Genomic DNA, 14,971 nt, shown 5'->3' with positions numbered 1-14,971 from the left:
AAGACTATGAAGAGATCAGGCAAAATATATCAGATCATATCTGTCCTGATTTATATATTTATCGCTGCGGCTATCTGGCTTCCGTGGATCGCTTATGCCGGGCAGACTTATCATCTGCCCGGCTATATCTCAGAGGCCGGGAAGAACGGGGGCATCGTGGCGATGACGGGCGGGGATCCGGAGCTGGTAGCGTCCTATTATATGTTTTTTCTGTCGATTCTTAGCGCCGTCCTTGCCCTGATCTATGTGATCGGCACTCTTGCGGGGAAGAAGGTAAGGCTTGTCTATCGAATGGTGCAGTGGTGTGAGTTCCTGTATACGGCAGCGGCAGTCATATTCTTCCCCTTGGTTCCTATGGGGTGGACTTACCTGCTTCCTATAATGTGCTTGGCGGAATTCGTGCTGAAGCAGTACGTGGAGCAGCGTGATGAGATCCGAAAAGACGCAAGAGTGCGTGAGGAACGCGACAGGCTTGAGAGGGAAGAGCGGAAGCGGAGACTGTATTTTCCGGGAAGATACAGTTCTTCGTATTACAGGATGATATGGAAGAATGTAAAGTATCATATTCGGAATTATGTGATGCTGATCGCGAGCAGTGTATTTTTGATGCTTTTTTTGTTCCTGGTATTTGCGCTCAGGTCCGCGTTCCTGGGAATCCACAGTGCGGAGGCGGTCACGGGAGGAGGGACGCAGAAGGTCCTTCTGAACGCGGTATGGATGGGACTTCTCCTGAATGCGGTGCTGATGGGGCTTTCCTTCTCTTATTATATCCGCAGTAAGATGCGGGAGGAAAATATACTGGCAGTGCTTGGGATTCGAAGCAGATCTCTGCGCTCTATGATGCTGATGGAATATGCAGGATGTCTGGTATGCTCCGGAATTATCGGGATCATCCTTGGGAATCTGGTCTTTGGGATCATCATGCGGGTGATCGCACGGGAGCTTCCGGTGTCAGTGCAGGGAATGCCGGCCGGGACATATCTTATGGTCTGCGGGATATTTACCGCGGCTGCGCTGATTGCGGCGATGGTGAATTCCCATGTGTATGACCATATGCGCTGGTCTGCGTCGGGGCTTATCGCGCCGAAGAAGAACCATATACCAGGGGTATCAGGCTGGATATGCGGTGTCCTGGGCGTCATATGCATGGCATGGTCTCTGGCACAGATGACGGGAAGAAGCGGAGGAGAGAGCGAAGATGCGCAGGCCGTCTATCTGCTGGGACTGATTCTGGTGCTTCTGTGTGTGCGCTCGGCGCAGATCAGAAGGATCAAGGGAGAAGACGGCAGGTATTATCAGAACATATTCGATAAATTTCCATTTCTCACCGGATTTGGGCAGAATATGAAGAAGGTCTACCTGCTGACAGTGACTGCATTCCTTGTTATGTATACGCTGTCTTCCGCTTATGGGGGAAACGTGTTGGCTCAGGCGCTTGAGGGGCAGTTCCCTTATGACTTTGTCTGTACGGCGGGGAAGGCCGCGGATGAAAAGCTGCAGGAATTAAGCGGGCAGCCAGGACTTAAGGCAGAACGGTATCCGATGACGACTGTATATTCGCTGATGCCGGAGAACATATCACTGGTCAACTCCGTGAAGGATATCTTCGCGTTGGATTATAAATCTGTTGCAGGCGGAAGGCAGGTTATGGCAGAACCGCCGGTTCAGATCGGTATCCCGGAGTCTGCCTATCTTGAGCTTAAGAGAGCAAGATCTGGAGATGAGGGGGAAGCGATTGGCTTGTCCGGGGAGGAAATCGCGGTCATTTATCAGGAAGATGTGTCGGCGAGAGCTCATCTTCTGGACTGGTCGGGGGCGGCGGATACGCTGAACCTGCAGACAGCGGGGCCGGGGGCAGAGCTTTGGAGTTACCGGGCCTATACGCCAAGGAAGGTCGTAAGAGAAGAACGGGCGGTATTGACGGGGATATATAAAGGAGGGAAGGAGCAGAATCTGGTGGTATTCTCTGATGAATTTTTTGAGGAGATCTATCAGGGGGAGCAGTTGTATCTGTTCTGTGCGGCAGGCGGAGATTATGAGTATGTGGAGGACAGCCTCTTCGCGCTGTCGAAGCAGGATGGGGGAATCCGTTATTACAGCAGCAAAGTGATGATGCAGGATACGGCGACGGAGCGTTATCTGAAGCAGGTAGTATGGCTGTTTATGATGATCATGGCAGGCGTATGCGGGATCTATCTGATACTTATTAAGTTCTGTTTTGAGATGGATGAGATCGTGGCAAGATACCGTTTCCTTGATTGTATGGGGATGCATGAGAAGACCATTATGAAAGCGCTTCGTCAGGAGATGCTGCCCTTTTTCCTGATCCCGCTGACAGTGGGCGGCTTGTCGGCGGTTGTATTTACACTGCTCATGTTCAGAGTCAGGATGTATAACGGTGCGGAGATCCTTGGCTATATCCGGTATGTGCTTCCGGTATGGGTAATCTACTGGCTGGCACAGGGGGCGGTTTATCAGGCGTTGAAGAAGGTCCTGACAGGCAAAATCTTTGATACGATGGAGTAATGTGATGGCGGAGATTATAAGAACAGAGAAACTCGTGAAGAACTATTACAGGAATCAGGAGAAGAAGAATCCTGATGCGAAGATAGAGGTGCTGAAAGGCCTTGACCTTACTATAGAAGAGGGGGAATATGTCGCTGTCATGGGAAGCTCGGGAGGCGGCAAGACTACGCTGCTTAAGATCCTGGGAATGATGGAGCCTTTAACAGAAGGGAAGCTTTATTTCAAGGGGAAGGATGCGTCAGAGCTTTGGAAAGATGAGCTTGCGGATATTCGAAGGCGGGAGATCGGATTTGTATTCCAGGATTTCTATCTGATGGACAGTCTGTCTGTGGGGGAGAATATCATGGTTCCCATGATCCTTGACAAAGCACCGGCAGAAGAGATGAAGCAGAAGATGCTGAGCCTGGCGGCAAGATTCGGTGTGGAGAGGCTGATCGGCAAGTCTCCAAGGGAATTGTCCGGCGGAGAGAAGCAGAGAATTGCCATATGCAGGGCGCTGATCAATGATCCGGGTATTATCATGGCGGATGAGCCTACAGGCAACCTGGATGCGAAGTCAAGCAGAAGGCTTATGGATACCTTCGACAATATCAACAAGGAGATGGGGAAGAATATCATTCTTGTGACCCATGACCCCAAGATTGCACGGTGCAGCGATAAGATATTCTTTATCGATGACGGCGTGATCGTGAAGATTCTTGAGAAGAAGGATGAGGATACGTCCGAATTCTATAAGGAGATCTTACGGGAGATGGAGGAGATGGAAGAGGAGTAGAGTAGAAACGATTCAGATAAGATTACAAACGGGCTGTCAGGATCATATACCTGACAGCCCGGATATTTTGGTTAGTCTTCTTTCTCCAGAGCGTCCAGCTTGCCGCTGCATGCCCAGAGGATCAGGCCGAATACGATTACGACCGCGCCAACCACGCCGTATGCGATGAACGGCAGGGTTGCAAGCCAGGAGTATACCTTCGGGTAAATCTGCTGTGCCAGGAATACCGCGATTGGCCAGAAGCCCAATAACAGACCCAGAACCTTAGCTGGAGCCAGCTTAGATACGAAGGAGTTGCCAAGCGGGGAGAATACCATCTCACCTACAGACATCAACAGACATACAAGTGCAAGCCAGAATACGGAGCACTGTCCGTCGCCTCTGATCATGTCGGCGAGAACCATAACGAGATAAGATACACCTACCAGCATGGTACCAAGAGCCGTCTTCTTGAACATGCTCATGTCACCCTTCGGTCTTAACGCCATCTTAGCCCATACACCGGCAAGAACAGGTCCCAGGATGATACAGGTCAGAGCGTTCACAGAGTCGAACCAGGATGTAGGGATCTGGAAGCTTCCAATGTACCAGTTCGCATGGTTCAGGAAATCTGCGCCGTCGCCCCATCCGAAGTAATAGTAAGCCGGCATGTATGCCATATACCATACCATCCAGAAGATTGCGGAGAAGATGGTTACAAGGATGATCGCAACGATCTTCTTCTTGTCGCTTGCGGTAAGCGGAGCAGACTCGGCTGCAGCTTTCTTCTCAGCGGATACGAACTCTCGCTGGTCGTTCTTGAAAGGCTTCTTGCCGGCATCGCCGAGCGCCTTGCCGTTCAGGATGAACCATGCGGCGTCAATGAATAAGAAGATCGCACAGATCAGAAATACGGTGTTGAAACTGCACTTGATCCCGAACAGACCTGTGGTTGCCAGCATGGCAATAAAGGTCGTACCGATGAAGGAACCGATGTTAACAAAAGAATACTGAATAGAGAACGCTGAGTTCAGTTCTTCTTCGTCGTGGAATAACAGTCCGTTCACACCGGACAGATTCCCCTTGAACAATCCGGTACCAACGGATACCAGGATAACCATTGCCCACACCATCCCCATAGAGTGAGCCTGCCAGGTACACAAGTATCCCGCGCCCATCAGGATCATACCCAGAGCCACGCAGAGTCTCGGGCTTAACCAGTAGTCGGCAATGTAACCGCCGAAGATCGGTGTGATGTAGGTCCATGCCACGAAAGAAGCGGACATGGCTGCACCTTCTGCATCTGATAATCCCAGACCGCCGGAAGTAACTTCCGTTGCAAGCCAGATGGCAAGTAAGTATTTTACGGTGTAAAATGCGAGACGCTCAAAGGTAAATCCCATCGCACACACATAAAAGCCAAATGGTCTGCGCTTTTTTGCTGTTTCCATATATTTTACCCTCCATATAGATGTATTTTTCCACCTGTATTACATATGGAAAAATATGTAATATTCAGTGAAAAGCTATTGTAAATATATCATAAAACCGACCAAAGTACAACTGTTATGTTAAGAAAATATTAAGTAATTTTATAAATTGTTACTTTTCACACCCACGCCAGTAATAGGCTTTTTAGAAAGTGTTGGTAAATGTGCTGAAATTGAAAAAATTTTTATCCACAGTAAATGATACGTTTGAGGACAAAATGTTAATAATATTTTGTCCTCAGGTATTTCTTGTGGATAACATTTTCTCCTTTCTGTTTTTCGTCTTAAAATCCCCTTCTCACATCTTTTTCTGCGTGGTTTGATATCCATTTGTCTTGAAAAATCAACGATTTATCCCTGGCAAAATGACGAATACCAGATTTCCTTCATTCGCTTTTTTTCCAGATTTCTGCTATACTTTTTTTATTACAAGTGCGGAGGCAGCAATGAGTAAAGAAACATCACTTATAAAAAAATATGAATTACAGATCTCTAAATTGGAGAATGCTCTTAAAGAAGCAGAAAATGTAATCCGAATCCAGGAAAAATGCATTCGGACTTCGGAAGAGCTTCTTGAACAGAAAGAAGAATATATTTCCATGCTGACATTACAACTGGAAGAGACAATAGAATTAAGCAGAACGATGGCACAGGTATTAGATTCCCGCCCCTAATTCATCAAAGGAGAGTACAGATGAATCCATTTGAATATACAAGTGCATTACAGTACAAAGTGAAATCACTGGCACAGCAGATCGCCGAATTTAAATCCGGCGAGAGATACCGGAAATTAGAAGAAGAATATAAGAGTATTATTCGGAAACTTGAAAAAAATATCCGGGAATTAAAACAAGAATTAGCACAGGCACGTAAGGAGATCCGGTCTGTCCGGAAGCAATGGATGGAAGCAAATGATGATCTTTACCACGAATGCCAGAAAGAACTTGACAGGAAGGACCGTCTCATTGCAAAGCTCAAAAAAGAGAATCTGGAAGTTGTTCGCCAGAGAGATGAAGCATTAGATAAATGCCGTGATATAAGACAGGAATTCTACAGGGTAGGGGCTGAACTGGAGGAAGAAAAAGGCCTGAACCAAAAACTGACTGCGCAGGTCAATATGGATTTTGAGAATTCATCCATCCCCTCTTCCCAGCAGAAACCCGGCAGGAAAAAAATCCCGAACAGCCGGGTAAAAACTGACCGGAAACCAGGCGGACAGCCAGGCCATGCCGGACACCGCAGGAAGCTCCATGCCGTAACAGAGACACATGAAATCCCTGCGCCTGCAAAATACCTGGATAAAGAGAATTATTATGAGACAGGAAAAATCATTCGGAAACAGAAAGTGGTCATCCAGATGTCTGTAGCGGTCATGGAATATACGACAAAGGAATACCGTGACAAAAGAACCGGAGCCCGTGTACATGCTCCATTTCCAGAAGGATATATCAATGAAGTGAACTATGACGGGACGGTGAAGGCACTTGCCTTTCTCCTGAGCAATGAATGCAACGTATCCCATGGAAAAATAAGAAAGCTAATCTCAGAATTGACAAAAGGCGAGATCGAACTGTCCGACGGCATGATCAATGGTCTTACCAGGGAATTTTCAGAGAAAACAGCGGAAGAGAAAAAAGAGATTATAAAGAAACTAATGCAGTCTCCGGTCATGAATGCAGATTTTACAAACGCATCTGTAAATGGGCACAGTGCGCAGGTCCTTATACTTGCATCCCCGATCGCAGATGTGGCACTTTATATAGGCAGGGAGAAAAAAGGGCATAAAGGAATAGAAGGAACGCCGCTTGAGAATTATGTTGGGATTGTCTTGCATGACCATGACAAGACATTTTACCGTTATGGAACAAAACATCAGGAGTGTACCCAGCATGACTGCCGCTATCTGATCGGCAGCGAGCAGAATGAGCCGCAGCTGGAATGGAACAAGGAGATGCACGGATTGTTCCAGGAGATGCTGCATTACCGAAATGGGTTGGGGGAGAAAGAACTTGATCCGATAATTGTTGAGGGATTCGAGAAAAGGTATGATGAAATCCTGAACAAGGCGGAGAAAGAATATCAGGATGAGCCGCCAACTGAGTATTATAGGGAAGGGTATAATCTATTTCTCCGGTTAAGGGAATATAAAGAAAGTGAATTATTGTTCCTGCATGACAAACGGGTTCCAGCCAATAATTCCCTATGTGAAAGATTGGCAAGAGTCTACAAACGAAAACAGAAGCAGGCAATTACTCTGCGGAGCCAAGAAAGTTTAAACGATATTTGTAATGGCTTAAGCATAGTCTATTTGTTACGCTCACAAAATGTAGATGTATATCAGAAGATATCAGAAATATATGAACGGAAACGCCCGCCCAAAATAAAACAGGAAAAGGTTGTTGCTAAAGCTTAACGCCAAAGCAGCAACCTTTTCTTTATTTTGCAGATGGCGTGGGTGTGAAAAGTAACTATAAATTGGATATAACTGGAATGCAGTCTAGTTTTATCCTGGCTTCGGGGAGTCCGTGAGGTGAAAAAAAGTATTGCAGTAAAACATCAAAAGGGATATAATATAATTGGCAAAAATTTGGTTTTGTAATATATAAGAAGATGGAGGGCTTGACTATGGGCAACATGGCAACAGAGAGTGCAGCAAGTATCAGGATTGCGACGTTACTTGATGCAGGAAGCTTTGTTGAGATCGGCGGGGCGGTAACTGCCAGGAGCACAGATTTCAACATGCAGGAAAAAGAGACTCCGGCTGACGGTGTAATCACCGGCTACGGAGTGATTGACGGGAATTTGGTGTACGTGTACAGTCAGGATGCATCGGTTTTGAATGGAGCAGTTGGTGAGATGCATGCGAAGAAGATCGCGAATATCTATGATATGGCGATGAAGATGGGAGCACCGGTAATCGGACTTATAGATTGTGCCGGGATCAGGCTTCAGGAGGCGACGGACGCGCTGAACGCGTTTGGGAATCTTTATCTGAAGCAGACGATGGCTTCAGGAGTGATCCCTCAGATCACGGCAATATTTGGGACATGCGGCGGCGGACTTTCCGTTGTGCCTGCTTTGACGGATTTCACATTTATGGAAGCATCCAAGGCTAAGTTATTTGTGAATTCACCCAATGCCCTTCCAGGCAATAATATTACGAAGCTTGATACTTCCTCTGCGAAGTACCAGAGCGAGAACGCAGGTCTTGTAGACGGGATCGGGACAGAAGACGAGATACTGACGGATATCCGTACTCTGGTCTGCATGCTGCCGGGCAATAACGAGGAGAATGCTTCCTATGACGAGTGTACGGACAGCCTGAACCGTCTGTGCGACGGGATCGAGAATGCGGCGGAAGATACAGCTATCGCGCTGTCTATCATCTCTGACAGCGGTGTATTCTTTGAGACGAAGAAGGATTATGCGAAGGATATGGTGACCGGCTTCATCCGTCTGAACGGTATGACGGTGGGAGCGGTTGCGAACCGTTCCAAGATATATAATGAGAAGTCTGAGGTTACGGCACAGTTTGACGGCTCTCTGTCTTCCGACGGAGCGAAGAAGGCCGCCGGGTTCGTGAACTTCTGCGATGCCTTCAATATCCCGGTTCTTACGCTGACCAATGTAACCGGGTTCAAGGCGTGTGAGTATGACGAGAAGAATCTTGCAGGAGAGACGGCAAAGCTTACGTACGCATTTGCCAATGCCACCGTTCCGAAGGTGAACGTGGTGATCGGCAAGGCATTCGGAAGCGCTTATGTCATGATGAACAGCAAGTCTGTCGGCGCGGATATGGTGTATGCATGGCCGACGGCTGAGATCGGCATGATGGAAGCGGACCTTGCGGCGAAGATCATGTACGCAGGCGCGGATGCCGATACACTGAGAGAGAAAACTGCCCAGTACAGACAACTGCAGTCAAGCCCGTTATCTGCTGCAAGAAGAGGCTATGTGGATACCATCATTGAGCCGGATCAGACGAGAAAATATGTGATCGGCGCATTCGAGATGTTATTCACAAAAAGAGAAGACCGTCCGATGAAAAAGCATGGATCGGTTTAGAGAGGTGAGGCAAAGTGAGGAAAAAAATTAGTTTATTACTCTGTGCTGTCGCTGTAATGCTCTGCTTTACCGCGTGCAAGAGCAGCGAGGAAGCGGTTGAGTATAACACGGCAGCCATTGACCAGACCACAGAATTCATGATCAACTATTGTGCGAATGCCGACGCGGCCATGCTTGAGCAATGGAGGAGCATGAGAGAATTTACCATGGAACTCCAACTGACGCAGGCAGGGATTCCTGTGACGCCGGAGAGTTTCCTTGGCGCGCTTGACGCGTGGGAAGCGGCGATTGATGAGTGCGGAGCCTATGTAAGCCATGGCGATTTCACATCGGAGGAGACGAATGAAGGGCTTAAGGTGTCTGCAGCGGCACAGTTCGCGGACAGGGATGCGACCATCAGTTTCGTGTTTGACGAGAAGTCCTATATGGAGAGCATGACTGTAGACGGGGAGTATTCATTGGGTGAGATCTTAGAGAAGGCAGGGCTTAATACGGTGCTTGGAATGGGAACGGTATTCGCCGTACTGATCTTTATCTCGTTCCTGATCTCTCTGTTTAAGTTTATCCCGGCGCTTACGGGTGCGAATAAGAAGAAGGAAGAGAAGACAAGCACTGCTGCGGCAGCCCCGGCGCCGGTAATGGTTCCTGCAGCCCCAGAGACAGAAGAAGACGATACGGAATTGATAGCGGTTATTGCAGCGGCAATCGCGGCGGCCAGAGAAGAGGCTGGCATGGAAGAAGCGGCTGCGGGCGGATTCTATGTGAGAAGTATCAGACGCCGTCCATCAAATAAATGGAATTCATAATACTAGGAGGATTATTTAAGATGAAAAATTATACGATTACAGTTAATGGAAATGTATACGATGTTACGGTAGAGGAGAATACTTCAGGAGCGCCTCAGGCGGCAGCACCAAGAGCAGCAGCGCCGAAGGCGGCTCCGGCGGCGCCAAAGGCAGCGCCGGCAGCGGGAGTAGGGTCGATCGAAGTGAAGGCAGGCGCGGCAGGCAAGGTATTTAAGATTGAGGCGAATGTAGGCCAGAGTGTGAAGAAAGGCGACGCAGTTGTTATTATTGAGGCGATGAAGATGGAGATCCCGGTTGTGGCGCCGGAAGACGGAACTGTGGCAAGTATCAATGCAGCAGTAGGAGATGCAGTTGAAGCAGGTGCTGTTCTTGCGACATTGAATTAAGATATAATCGCTGTGATTATATGACACGACTGGAGGTTAAAAAATGGAATATATAACAACGACATTGGGAAACCTCGTGCAGCAGACGGCATTTTTCAGTCTTACAGGCGGCAATCTGATCATGATTGCAGTTGCATGTTTTTTCCTATATTTAGCAATCAGACATGAGTTTGAACCTCTGCTCCTGGTACCGATCGCATTTGGTATGCTGCTCGTTAATATCTTCCCGGATATTATGCTGCATGCGGAGGATGCGGCGAACGGGACAGGCGGACTGCTCTATTACTTCTATATGCTGGATGAGTGGTCGATCCTTCCGTCCCTGATCTTCCTTGGAGTAGGAGCAATGACAGACTTCGGACCGTTGATTGCCAATCCTAAGAGCTTCCTTCTGGGTGCGGCGGCGCAGTTCGGTATCTTCGCAGCATATCTCGGAGCCATGGCTATGGGCTTCTCAGATAAGGCGGCGGCGGCAATCTCGATCATCGGCGGTGCGGACGGACCTACTTCTATCTTTCTTGCAGGCAAGCTGTCTCAGACGGCGATCATGGGACCGATCGCGGTGGCGGCATATTCTTATATGTCTCTGGTGCCGATCATCCAGCCTCCGATCATGAAGCTGATGACGACGGAGAAAGAGCGTAAGATCAAGATGGAGCAGTTAAGGCCGGTTACGAAGCTTGAGAGGATCCTCTTCCCGATTATCGTAACGATTGTAGTCTGCGTGATCCTTCCTACGACGGCGCCGCTGGTAGGTATGCTGATGCTGGGTAATCTGTTCCGTGAGTCAGGAGTGGTACGCCAGCTTACAGATACGGCGAGCAACGCTTTGATGTATATCGTAGTTATCCTTCTGGGTACTTCCGTGGGGGCGACCACGAGTGCGGAGGCGTTCCTGAATGCGGATACCCTTAAGATCGTTGCGCTTGGTCTGATCGCCTTCATGTTCGGTACGGCGGCAGGCGTGCTGTTCGGTAAGATCATGTGCGTCGCTACAGGCGGCAAGGTGAATCCTCTGATCGGTTCTGCCGGTGTGTCTGCGGTTCCGATGGCGGCCCGTGTATCTCAGAAGGTGGGCGCGGAGGCAGACCCGACCAACTTCCTGCTGATGCATGCCATGGGTCCGAACGTAGCGGGCGTTATCGGTACGGCAGTTGCTGCGGGAACATTTATGGCGATTTTTGGGGTAATGTAGAATTATAAGAATCATTTTAATGGAGGATAGAAAATGGCTGAGAAAAAACCAATTAAAATAACAGAAACCATTCTGCGTGACGCGCACCAGTCTCTGATCGCCACACGTATGACGACGGAACAGATGCTTCCGATCGTGGAGAAGATGGACAAGGTTGGATACCACTCCGTAGAGTGCTGGGGCGGAGCCACCTTCGATGCGTCCCTTCGTTTCCTGAAGGAAGATCCGTGGGAGAGGCTTCGTAAGTTCCGCGACGGATTCAAGAATACCAAGCTTCAGATGTTGTTCCGCGGACAGAATATCCTGGGGTATCGTCCATATGCGGATGATGTGGTAGAGTATTTCGTACAGAAGTCAGTGTCCAACGGTATCGACGTGATCCGTATTTTCGACTGTCTGAACGATCTCCGTAATCTTCAGACGGCGGTGAGCGCGGCGGTGAAGGAGAAGGCGGACGCCCAGGTTGCGCTGTCTTATACCCTGGGAGACGCTTATACGATGGAATACTGGATCGACATAGCCAAGAGGATTGAGGATATGGGAGCTACATCTATCTGCCTTAAGGATATGGCGGGACTTCTGGTTCCTTATAAGGCGACGGAGATGATCGAGGCGCTGAAAGACGCGACGAGCCTTCCGATCCAGTTACACACGCACTATACGTCCGGCGTGGCGTCTATGACCTATCTGAAGGCAGTAGAAGCCGGGGTGGATGTAATCGATACTGCGATGTCGCCGTTTGCCCTTGGCACTTCACAGCCGGCGACGGAGGTTATGGTGGAGACCTTCAAGGGTACGCCGTATGATACCGGATTTGACCAGAATCTTCTTGCGGAGATCGCTGATTACTTCCGTCCGATCCGTGACGAGGCGCTGGAGAGCGGGCTTCTGAATCCGAAGAATATGGGCGTCAATATCAAGACCCTCCTGTATCAGGTTCCGGGCGGTATGCTGTCCAACCTGACATCCCAGCTCAAGGAGCAGAATGCAGAAGACAAATATTACGACGTTCTGGAAGAGGTTCCAAGAGTGCGAAAAGACCTTGGAGAGCCGCCGCTTGTTACACCTTCCTCTCAGATCGTTGGTACGCAGGCAGTATTTAACGTGCTGATGGGTGAGCGCTATAAGATGGCGACCAAGGAGACCAAGGATATCTTAAGCGGTAAGTACGGCGCGACGGTGAAGCCGTTTGACGAAGAGGTGACGAAGAAGGTTCTCGGCGAGAATGCGGAAGTGATCACCTGCCGTCCGGCAGATCTGATCCCGGATGAGCTGGATACTCTTCGCAAAGAGTGTGAACAGTGGAGCCAGCAGGATGAAGATGTGCTGTCCTATGCATTGTTCCCGCAGGTTGCCACGGACTTCTTCAAGTATAGAGAGGCGCAGCAGACGAAGGTTGACCAGACGGTTGCCGATACGGAGAACGGAAGTTATCCTGTCTAGCAGTGTTTATAAAGATGTTGGAAATCATTGATTTCCGACATCTTTTATGATGAGAAGTCAACTGCGGCCGTCTGACGCTCCAAAGCCGGCAATGAGAGAAGAGAATGTGGAAAAGAGACAGGCAATATGCAAAATAATAATGAATTATTGCAGAAGATTAATGAAGGATATCCCAGATTCAGCAAGGGTCAGAAGAAGCTTGCTGAATTCATCCGGGAGGATTATGACAAGGCGGCGTTTCTGACGGCTGCGAAGATGGGAGAAGAGGTTGGAGTCAGCGAGTCAACGGTGGTCCGGTTTGCCATGGCTCTTGGATATGACGGATACCCGGGATTCCAGAAGGCGCTTGGCGAACTGGTGCGCACGAAGCTCAATTCTATCCAGCGTATGGAGGTGACCTACGGCAGGATCAGTCAGGGAGAGATCCTGGCTTCGGTGCTGCAGTCGGATATCGAGAAGATCAAGCTGACGATGGAGACCATCGACCATGGTGCTTTTGAGATGGCGGTGGATACCATTTTAAAGGCCAGGAAGATCTACGTGGTGGGGATTAGGAGCTGTGCGCCTCTTGCCAGTTTCTTATGCTTCTATCTGAACCTTGTGTGTGATGATGTGACGGCAGTGAATACCAGCAGCCCCAGTGAGATTTTTGAACAGATGCTCAGGATCGGGGAAGAGGATGTGATCATCGGCATCAGCTTTCCCAGATATTCCATGCGTACCCTGAAGGCGCTTGAGTATGCCAGTAACCGCAAGGCGAAGGTCATCACACTGACGGACAGCGTACACTCGCCGATGACGCTGTATTCCTCCTGTAATCTGATCGCAAGAAGCGATATGGCGTCGATCGTGGATTCTCTGGTGGCGCCGCTCAGCGTGGTGAACGCGCTGGTGGTCGCGCTGTGCATGAAGAAGCAGAATGAAGTGATCACGACGCTTACAACACTGGAAGGGATCTGGGATGAATATCAGGTGTACAATAAGGATGAACTGAACATGGTCGGAGAGAAGATGGAACTGTCAGGAGCATCCGAGAATATGAATTGGTCAGGGGAAAGAGAATATGAGTAAAGTTCTGATCGTTGGCGGCGGAGCGGCAGGTATGTTTGCGTCGATCACGGCTGCAAGGAACGGGCATGAGGTATGTCTGTTTGAGAAGAATGAAAAATTAGGAAAGAAGCTTTTTATCACAGGAAAGGGAAGATGCAATATCACAAATGCCTGTGATATGGAGACATTATTTTCGTCGGTGACAAGCAATTCGAAGTTCCTGTACAGCAGTTTTTACGGATGTACCAACGGAGATGTGATACAGTTCTTTGAAGGGCTTGGAGTGCGGACGAAGGTAGAACGGGGAGACAGGGTATTTCCGGCGTCAGACCATTCTTCGGATGTGATCGGTGCGATGGAGAAGGAGATGCGGCGGCTTCATATCGACGTGCATCTAAGTACAGGGGTTTCTCGTGTGAAGGCGGAAGACGGAAGATTTTCCTGTGTCGAGCTGGCGAATGGAAAGAGAGTGTACGGGGATTCCTGTATTATTGCCACCGGAGGACTCTCTTATCCATCCACAGGTTCTACCGGGGACGGTTACAGGTTTGCACGGGAGTGCGGGCATGAGATCACAGCGTGTATGCCGTCGCTTGTGCCTATGGAAGTGAGTGAGCCGTGGGCGGGCCGCCTTATGGGACTCTCTCTTCGCAATGTAACGGTTTCTGTCTCTTCGGATAAGAAGCTGTTATACCGCGAATTCGGGGAAATGCTTTTTACGCATTATGGGGTCAGCGGACCGCTGATCATCAGTGCGAGCAGCCAGGTGGGCGGTATACTGAAGGAACAGAACCTGAAACTTGCCATAGACTTGAAGCCTGCCCTCAGTGAGGAGCAGCTGGACCGGAGAGTACTGAGAGACTTCGAAGAGAATCTCAACAGGCAGTTTAAGAATGCAATTGGAAAATTGTTCCCGTCCAAACTGGTTCCGGTTATGGTAGAATTAAGCGGGGTCGATCCGGAGAAGAAGGTAAATGTCATATCCAGGGAGGAGAGACAAAGGCTGGTACACCTGACGAAGAATCTGGAGATGACGCTTACCGGGCTTCGGGGTTATGATGAGGCGATCATCACCCGCGGCGGTGTGAAGACGAAGGAGATCGATCCGGGAACTATGGAGTCGAGATATGTCGGGGGACTTCATTTTGCCGGAGAGGTGCTGGATCTGGATGCGCTGACCGGAGGATTTAACCTGCAGATTGCCTGGTCTACGGGATATGCCGCCGGCAATGGTGTGCAATGAAAAGTGTAAAGGA

General features: G+C 49.2%; 12 protein-coding genes. 11 read left to right on the top strand and 1 reads right to left on the bottom strand.

Annotation, left to right across the window (positions count from 1 at the left end; translation table 11 throughout):
* Positions 1-6 precede the first annotated feature (6 nt).
* Both VSQ62_RS15660 and VSQ62_RS15655 read left to right on the top strand, forming a co-directional pair.
* Entirely contained in the window at positions 7-2,526 is a 2,520-nt protein-coding gene (locus tag VSQ62_RS15660) for an FtsX-like permease family protein (protein ID WP_334635749.1), read from the top strand.
* A gap of 4 nt (positions 2,527-2,530) precedes the next feature.
* On the top strand, positions 2,531-3,301 hold the full coding sequence (locus VSQ62_RS15655; protein WP_334635748.1) for an ABC transporter ATP-binding protein: 771 nt from the start codon (positions 2,531-2,533) through the stop codon (positions 3,299-3,301).
* A gap of 71 nt (positions 3,302-3,372) precedes the next feature.
* Here the strand turns inward: VSQ62_RS15655 and VSQ62_RS15650 are convergent, their stop codons facing one another.
* Positions 3,373-4,731, bottom strand: a complete 1,359-nt coding sequence (locus tag VSQ62_RS15650; protein WP_334635747.1) for a peptide MFS transporter — start codon at positions 4,729-4,731, stop codon at positions 3,373-3,375.
* A gap of 485 nt (positions 4,732-5,216) precedes the next feature.
* Between VSQ62_RS15650 and VSQ62_RS15645 the strand changes: the two genes are divergently transcribed.
* The 9 genes from VSQ62_RS15645 (at position 5,217) to VSQ62_RS15605 (ending at position 14,958) form a co-directional block, all read left to right on the top strand.
* Entirely contained in the window at positions 5,217-5,444 is a 228-nt protein-coding gene (locus VSQ62_RS15645; RefSeq protein ID WP_120397181.1) for a hypothetical protein, read from the top strand.
* Between the two features lie 20 nt (positions 5,445-5,464).
* Positions 5,465-7,183, top strand: coding sequence for an IS66 family transposase (locus VSQ62_RS15640; protein ID WP_334633801.1), 1,719 nt, complete (start codon positions 5,465-5,467; stop codon positions 7,181-7,183).
* Positions 7,184-7,395: 212 nt separating this feature from the next.
* Complete coding sequence (locus VSQ62_RS15635) at positions 7,396-8,835, top strand: acyl-CoA carboxylase subunit beta (protein ID WP_334635746.1); 1,440 nt, start codon at positions 7,396-7,398, stop codon at positions 8,833-8,835.
* 14 nt (positions 8,836-8,849) lie between these two features.
* A complete protein-coding gene (locus VSQ62_RS15630; RefSeq protein WP_334635745.1) occupies positions 8,850-9,641 on the top strand; it encodes an OadG family transporter subunit in 792 nt (263 codons plus the stop codon).
* Positions 9,642-9,661: 20 nt separating this feature from the next.
* Positions 9,662-10,027: a biotin/lipoyl-containing protein gene (locus tag VSQ62_RS15625; protein WP_334635744.1), complete on the top strand. Its 366-nt coding sequence runs from the start codon at positions 9,662-9,664 to the stop codon at positions 10,025-10,027.
* Between the two features lie 43 nt (positions 10,028-10,070).
* The gene (locus tag VSQ62_RS15620) at positions 10,071-11,222 is read left to right on the top strand and encodes a sodium ion-translocating decarboxylase subunit beta (protein WP_334635743.1); all 1,152 of its coding nucleotides are present in this window, start codon (positions 10,071-10,073) and stop codon (positions 11,220-11,222) included.
* A gap of 33 nt (positions 11,223-11,255) precedes the next feature.
* Positions 11,256-12,665 carry an oxaloacetate decarboxylase subunit alpha gene (locus VSQ62_RS15615; protein WP_334635742.1) on the top strand — a complete coding sequence of 470 codons (1,410 nt, stop codon included), beginning with the start codon at positions 11,256-11,258 and terminating at the stop codon, positions 12,663-12,665.
* 126 nt (positions 12,666-12,791) lie between these two features.
* Positions 12,792-13,736, top strand: coding sequence for a MurR/RpiR family transcriptional regulator (locus tag VSQ62_RS15610; protein WP_334635741.1), 945 nt, complete (start codon positions 12,792-12,794; stop codon positions 13,734-13,736).
* Positions 13,729-14,958, top strand: a complete 1,230-nt coding sequence (locus VSQ62_RS15605; protein ID WP_334635740.1) for a BaiN/RdsA family NAD(P)/FAD-dependent oxidoreductase — start codon at positions 13,729-13,731, stop codon at positions 14,956-14,958. Before VSQ62_RS15610 ends, VSQ62_RS15605 begins: the two co-directional genes overlap by 8 nt.
* The last annotated feature ends 13 nt before the right edge of the window (positions 14,959-14,971 follow it).

This window comes from Sporofaciens sp. JLR.KK001 (genome assembly GCF_036941055.1).
Taxonomy (GTDB): Bacteria; Bacillota; Clostridia; order Lachnospirales; family Lachnospiraceae; genus Sporofaciens.
The sequence above is the reverse complement of the archived record's forward strand: the minus strand, read 5'-3'. Positions and strand labels throughout refer to the sequence as shown.

Bases quoted from the DNA above. Each gene is read 5' to 3' on its own strand.
- VSQ62_RS15660 (WP_334635749.1), top strand. From the start codon at position 7: ATGAAGAGATCAGGCAAAATATATCAGATCATATCTGTCCTGATTTAT.
- VSQ62_RS15655 (WP_334635748.1), top strand. From the start codon at position 2,531: ATGGCGGAGATTATAAGAACAGAGAAACTCGTGAAGAACTATTACAGG.
- VSQ62_RS15650 (WP_334635747.1), bottom strand. From the start codon at position 4,731: ATGGAAACAGCAAAAAAGCGCAGACCATTTGGCTTTTATGTGTGTGCG.
- VSQ62_RS15645 (WP_120397181.1), top strand. From the start codon at position 5,217: ATGAGTAAAGAAACATCACTTATAAAAAAATATGAATTACAGATCTCT.
- VSQ62_RS15640 (WP_334633801.1), top strand. From the start codon at position 5,465: ATGAATCCATTTGAATATACAAGTGCATTACAGTACAAAGTGAAATCA.
- VSQ62_RS15635 (WP_334635746.1), top strand. From the start codon at position 7,396: ATGGGCAACATGGCAACAGAGAGTGCAGCAAGTATCAGGATTGCGACG.
- VSQ62_RS15625 (WP_334635744.1), top strand. From the start codon at position 9,662: ATGAAAAATTATACGATTACAGTTAATGGAAATGTATACGATGTTACG.
- VSQ62_RS15620 (WP_334635743.1), top strand. From the start codon at position 10,071: ATGGAATATATAACAACGACATTGGGAAACCTCGTGCAGCAGACGGCA.
- VSQ62_RS15615 (WP_334635742.1), top strand. From the start codon at position 11,256: ATGGCTGAGAAAAAACCAATTAAAATAACAGAAACCATTCTGCGTGAC.
- VSQ62_RS15610 (WP_334635741.1), top strand. From the start codon at position 12,792: ATGCAAAATAATAATGAATTATTGCAGAAGATTAATGAAGGATATCCC.
- VSQ62_RS15605 (WP_334635740.1), top strand. From the start codon at position 13,729: ATGAGTAAAGTTCTGATCGTTGGCGGCGGAGCGGCAGGTATGTTTGCG.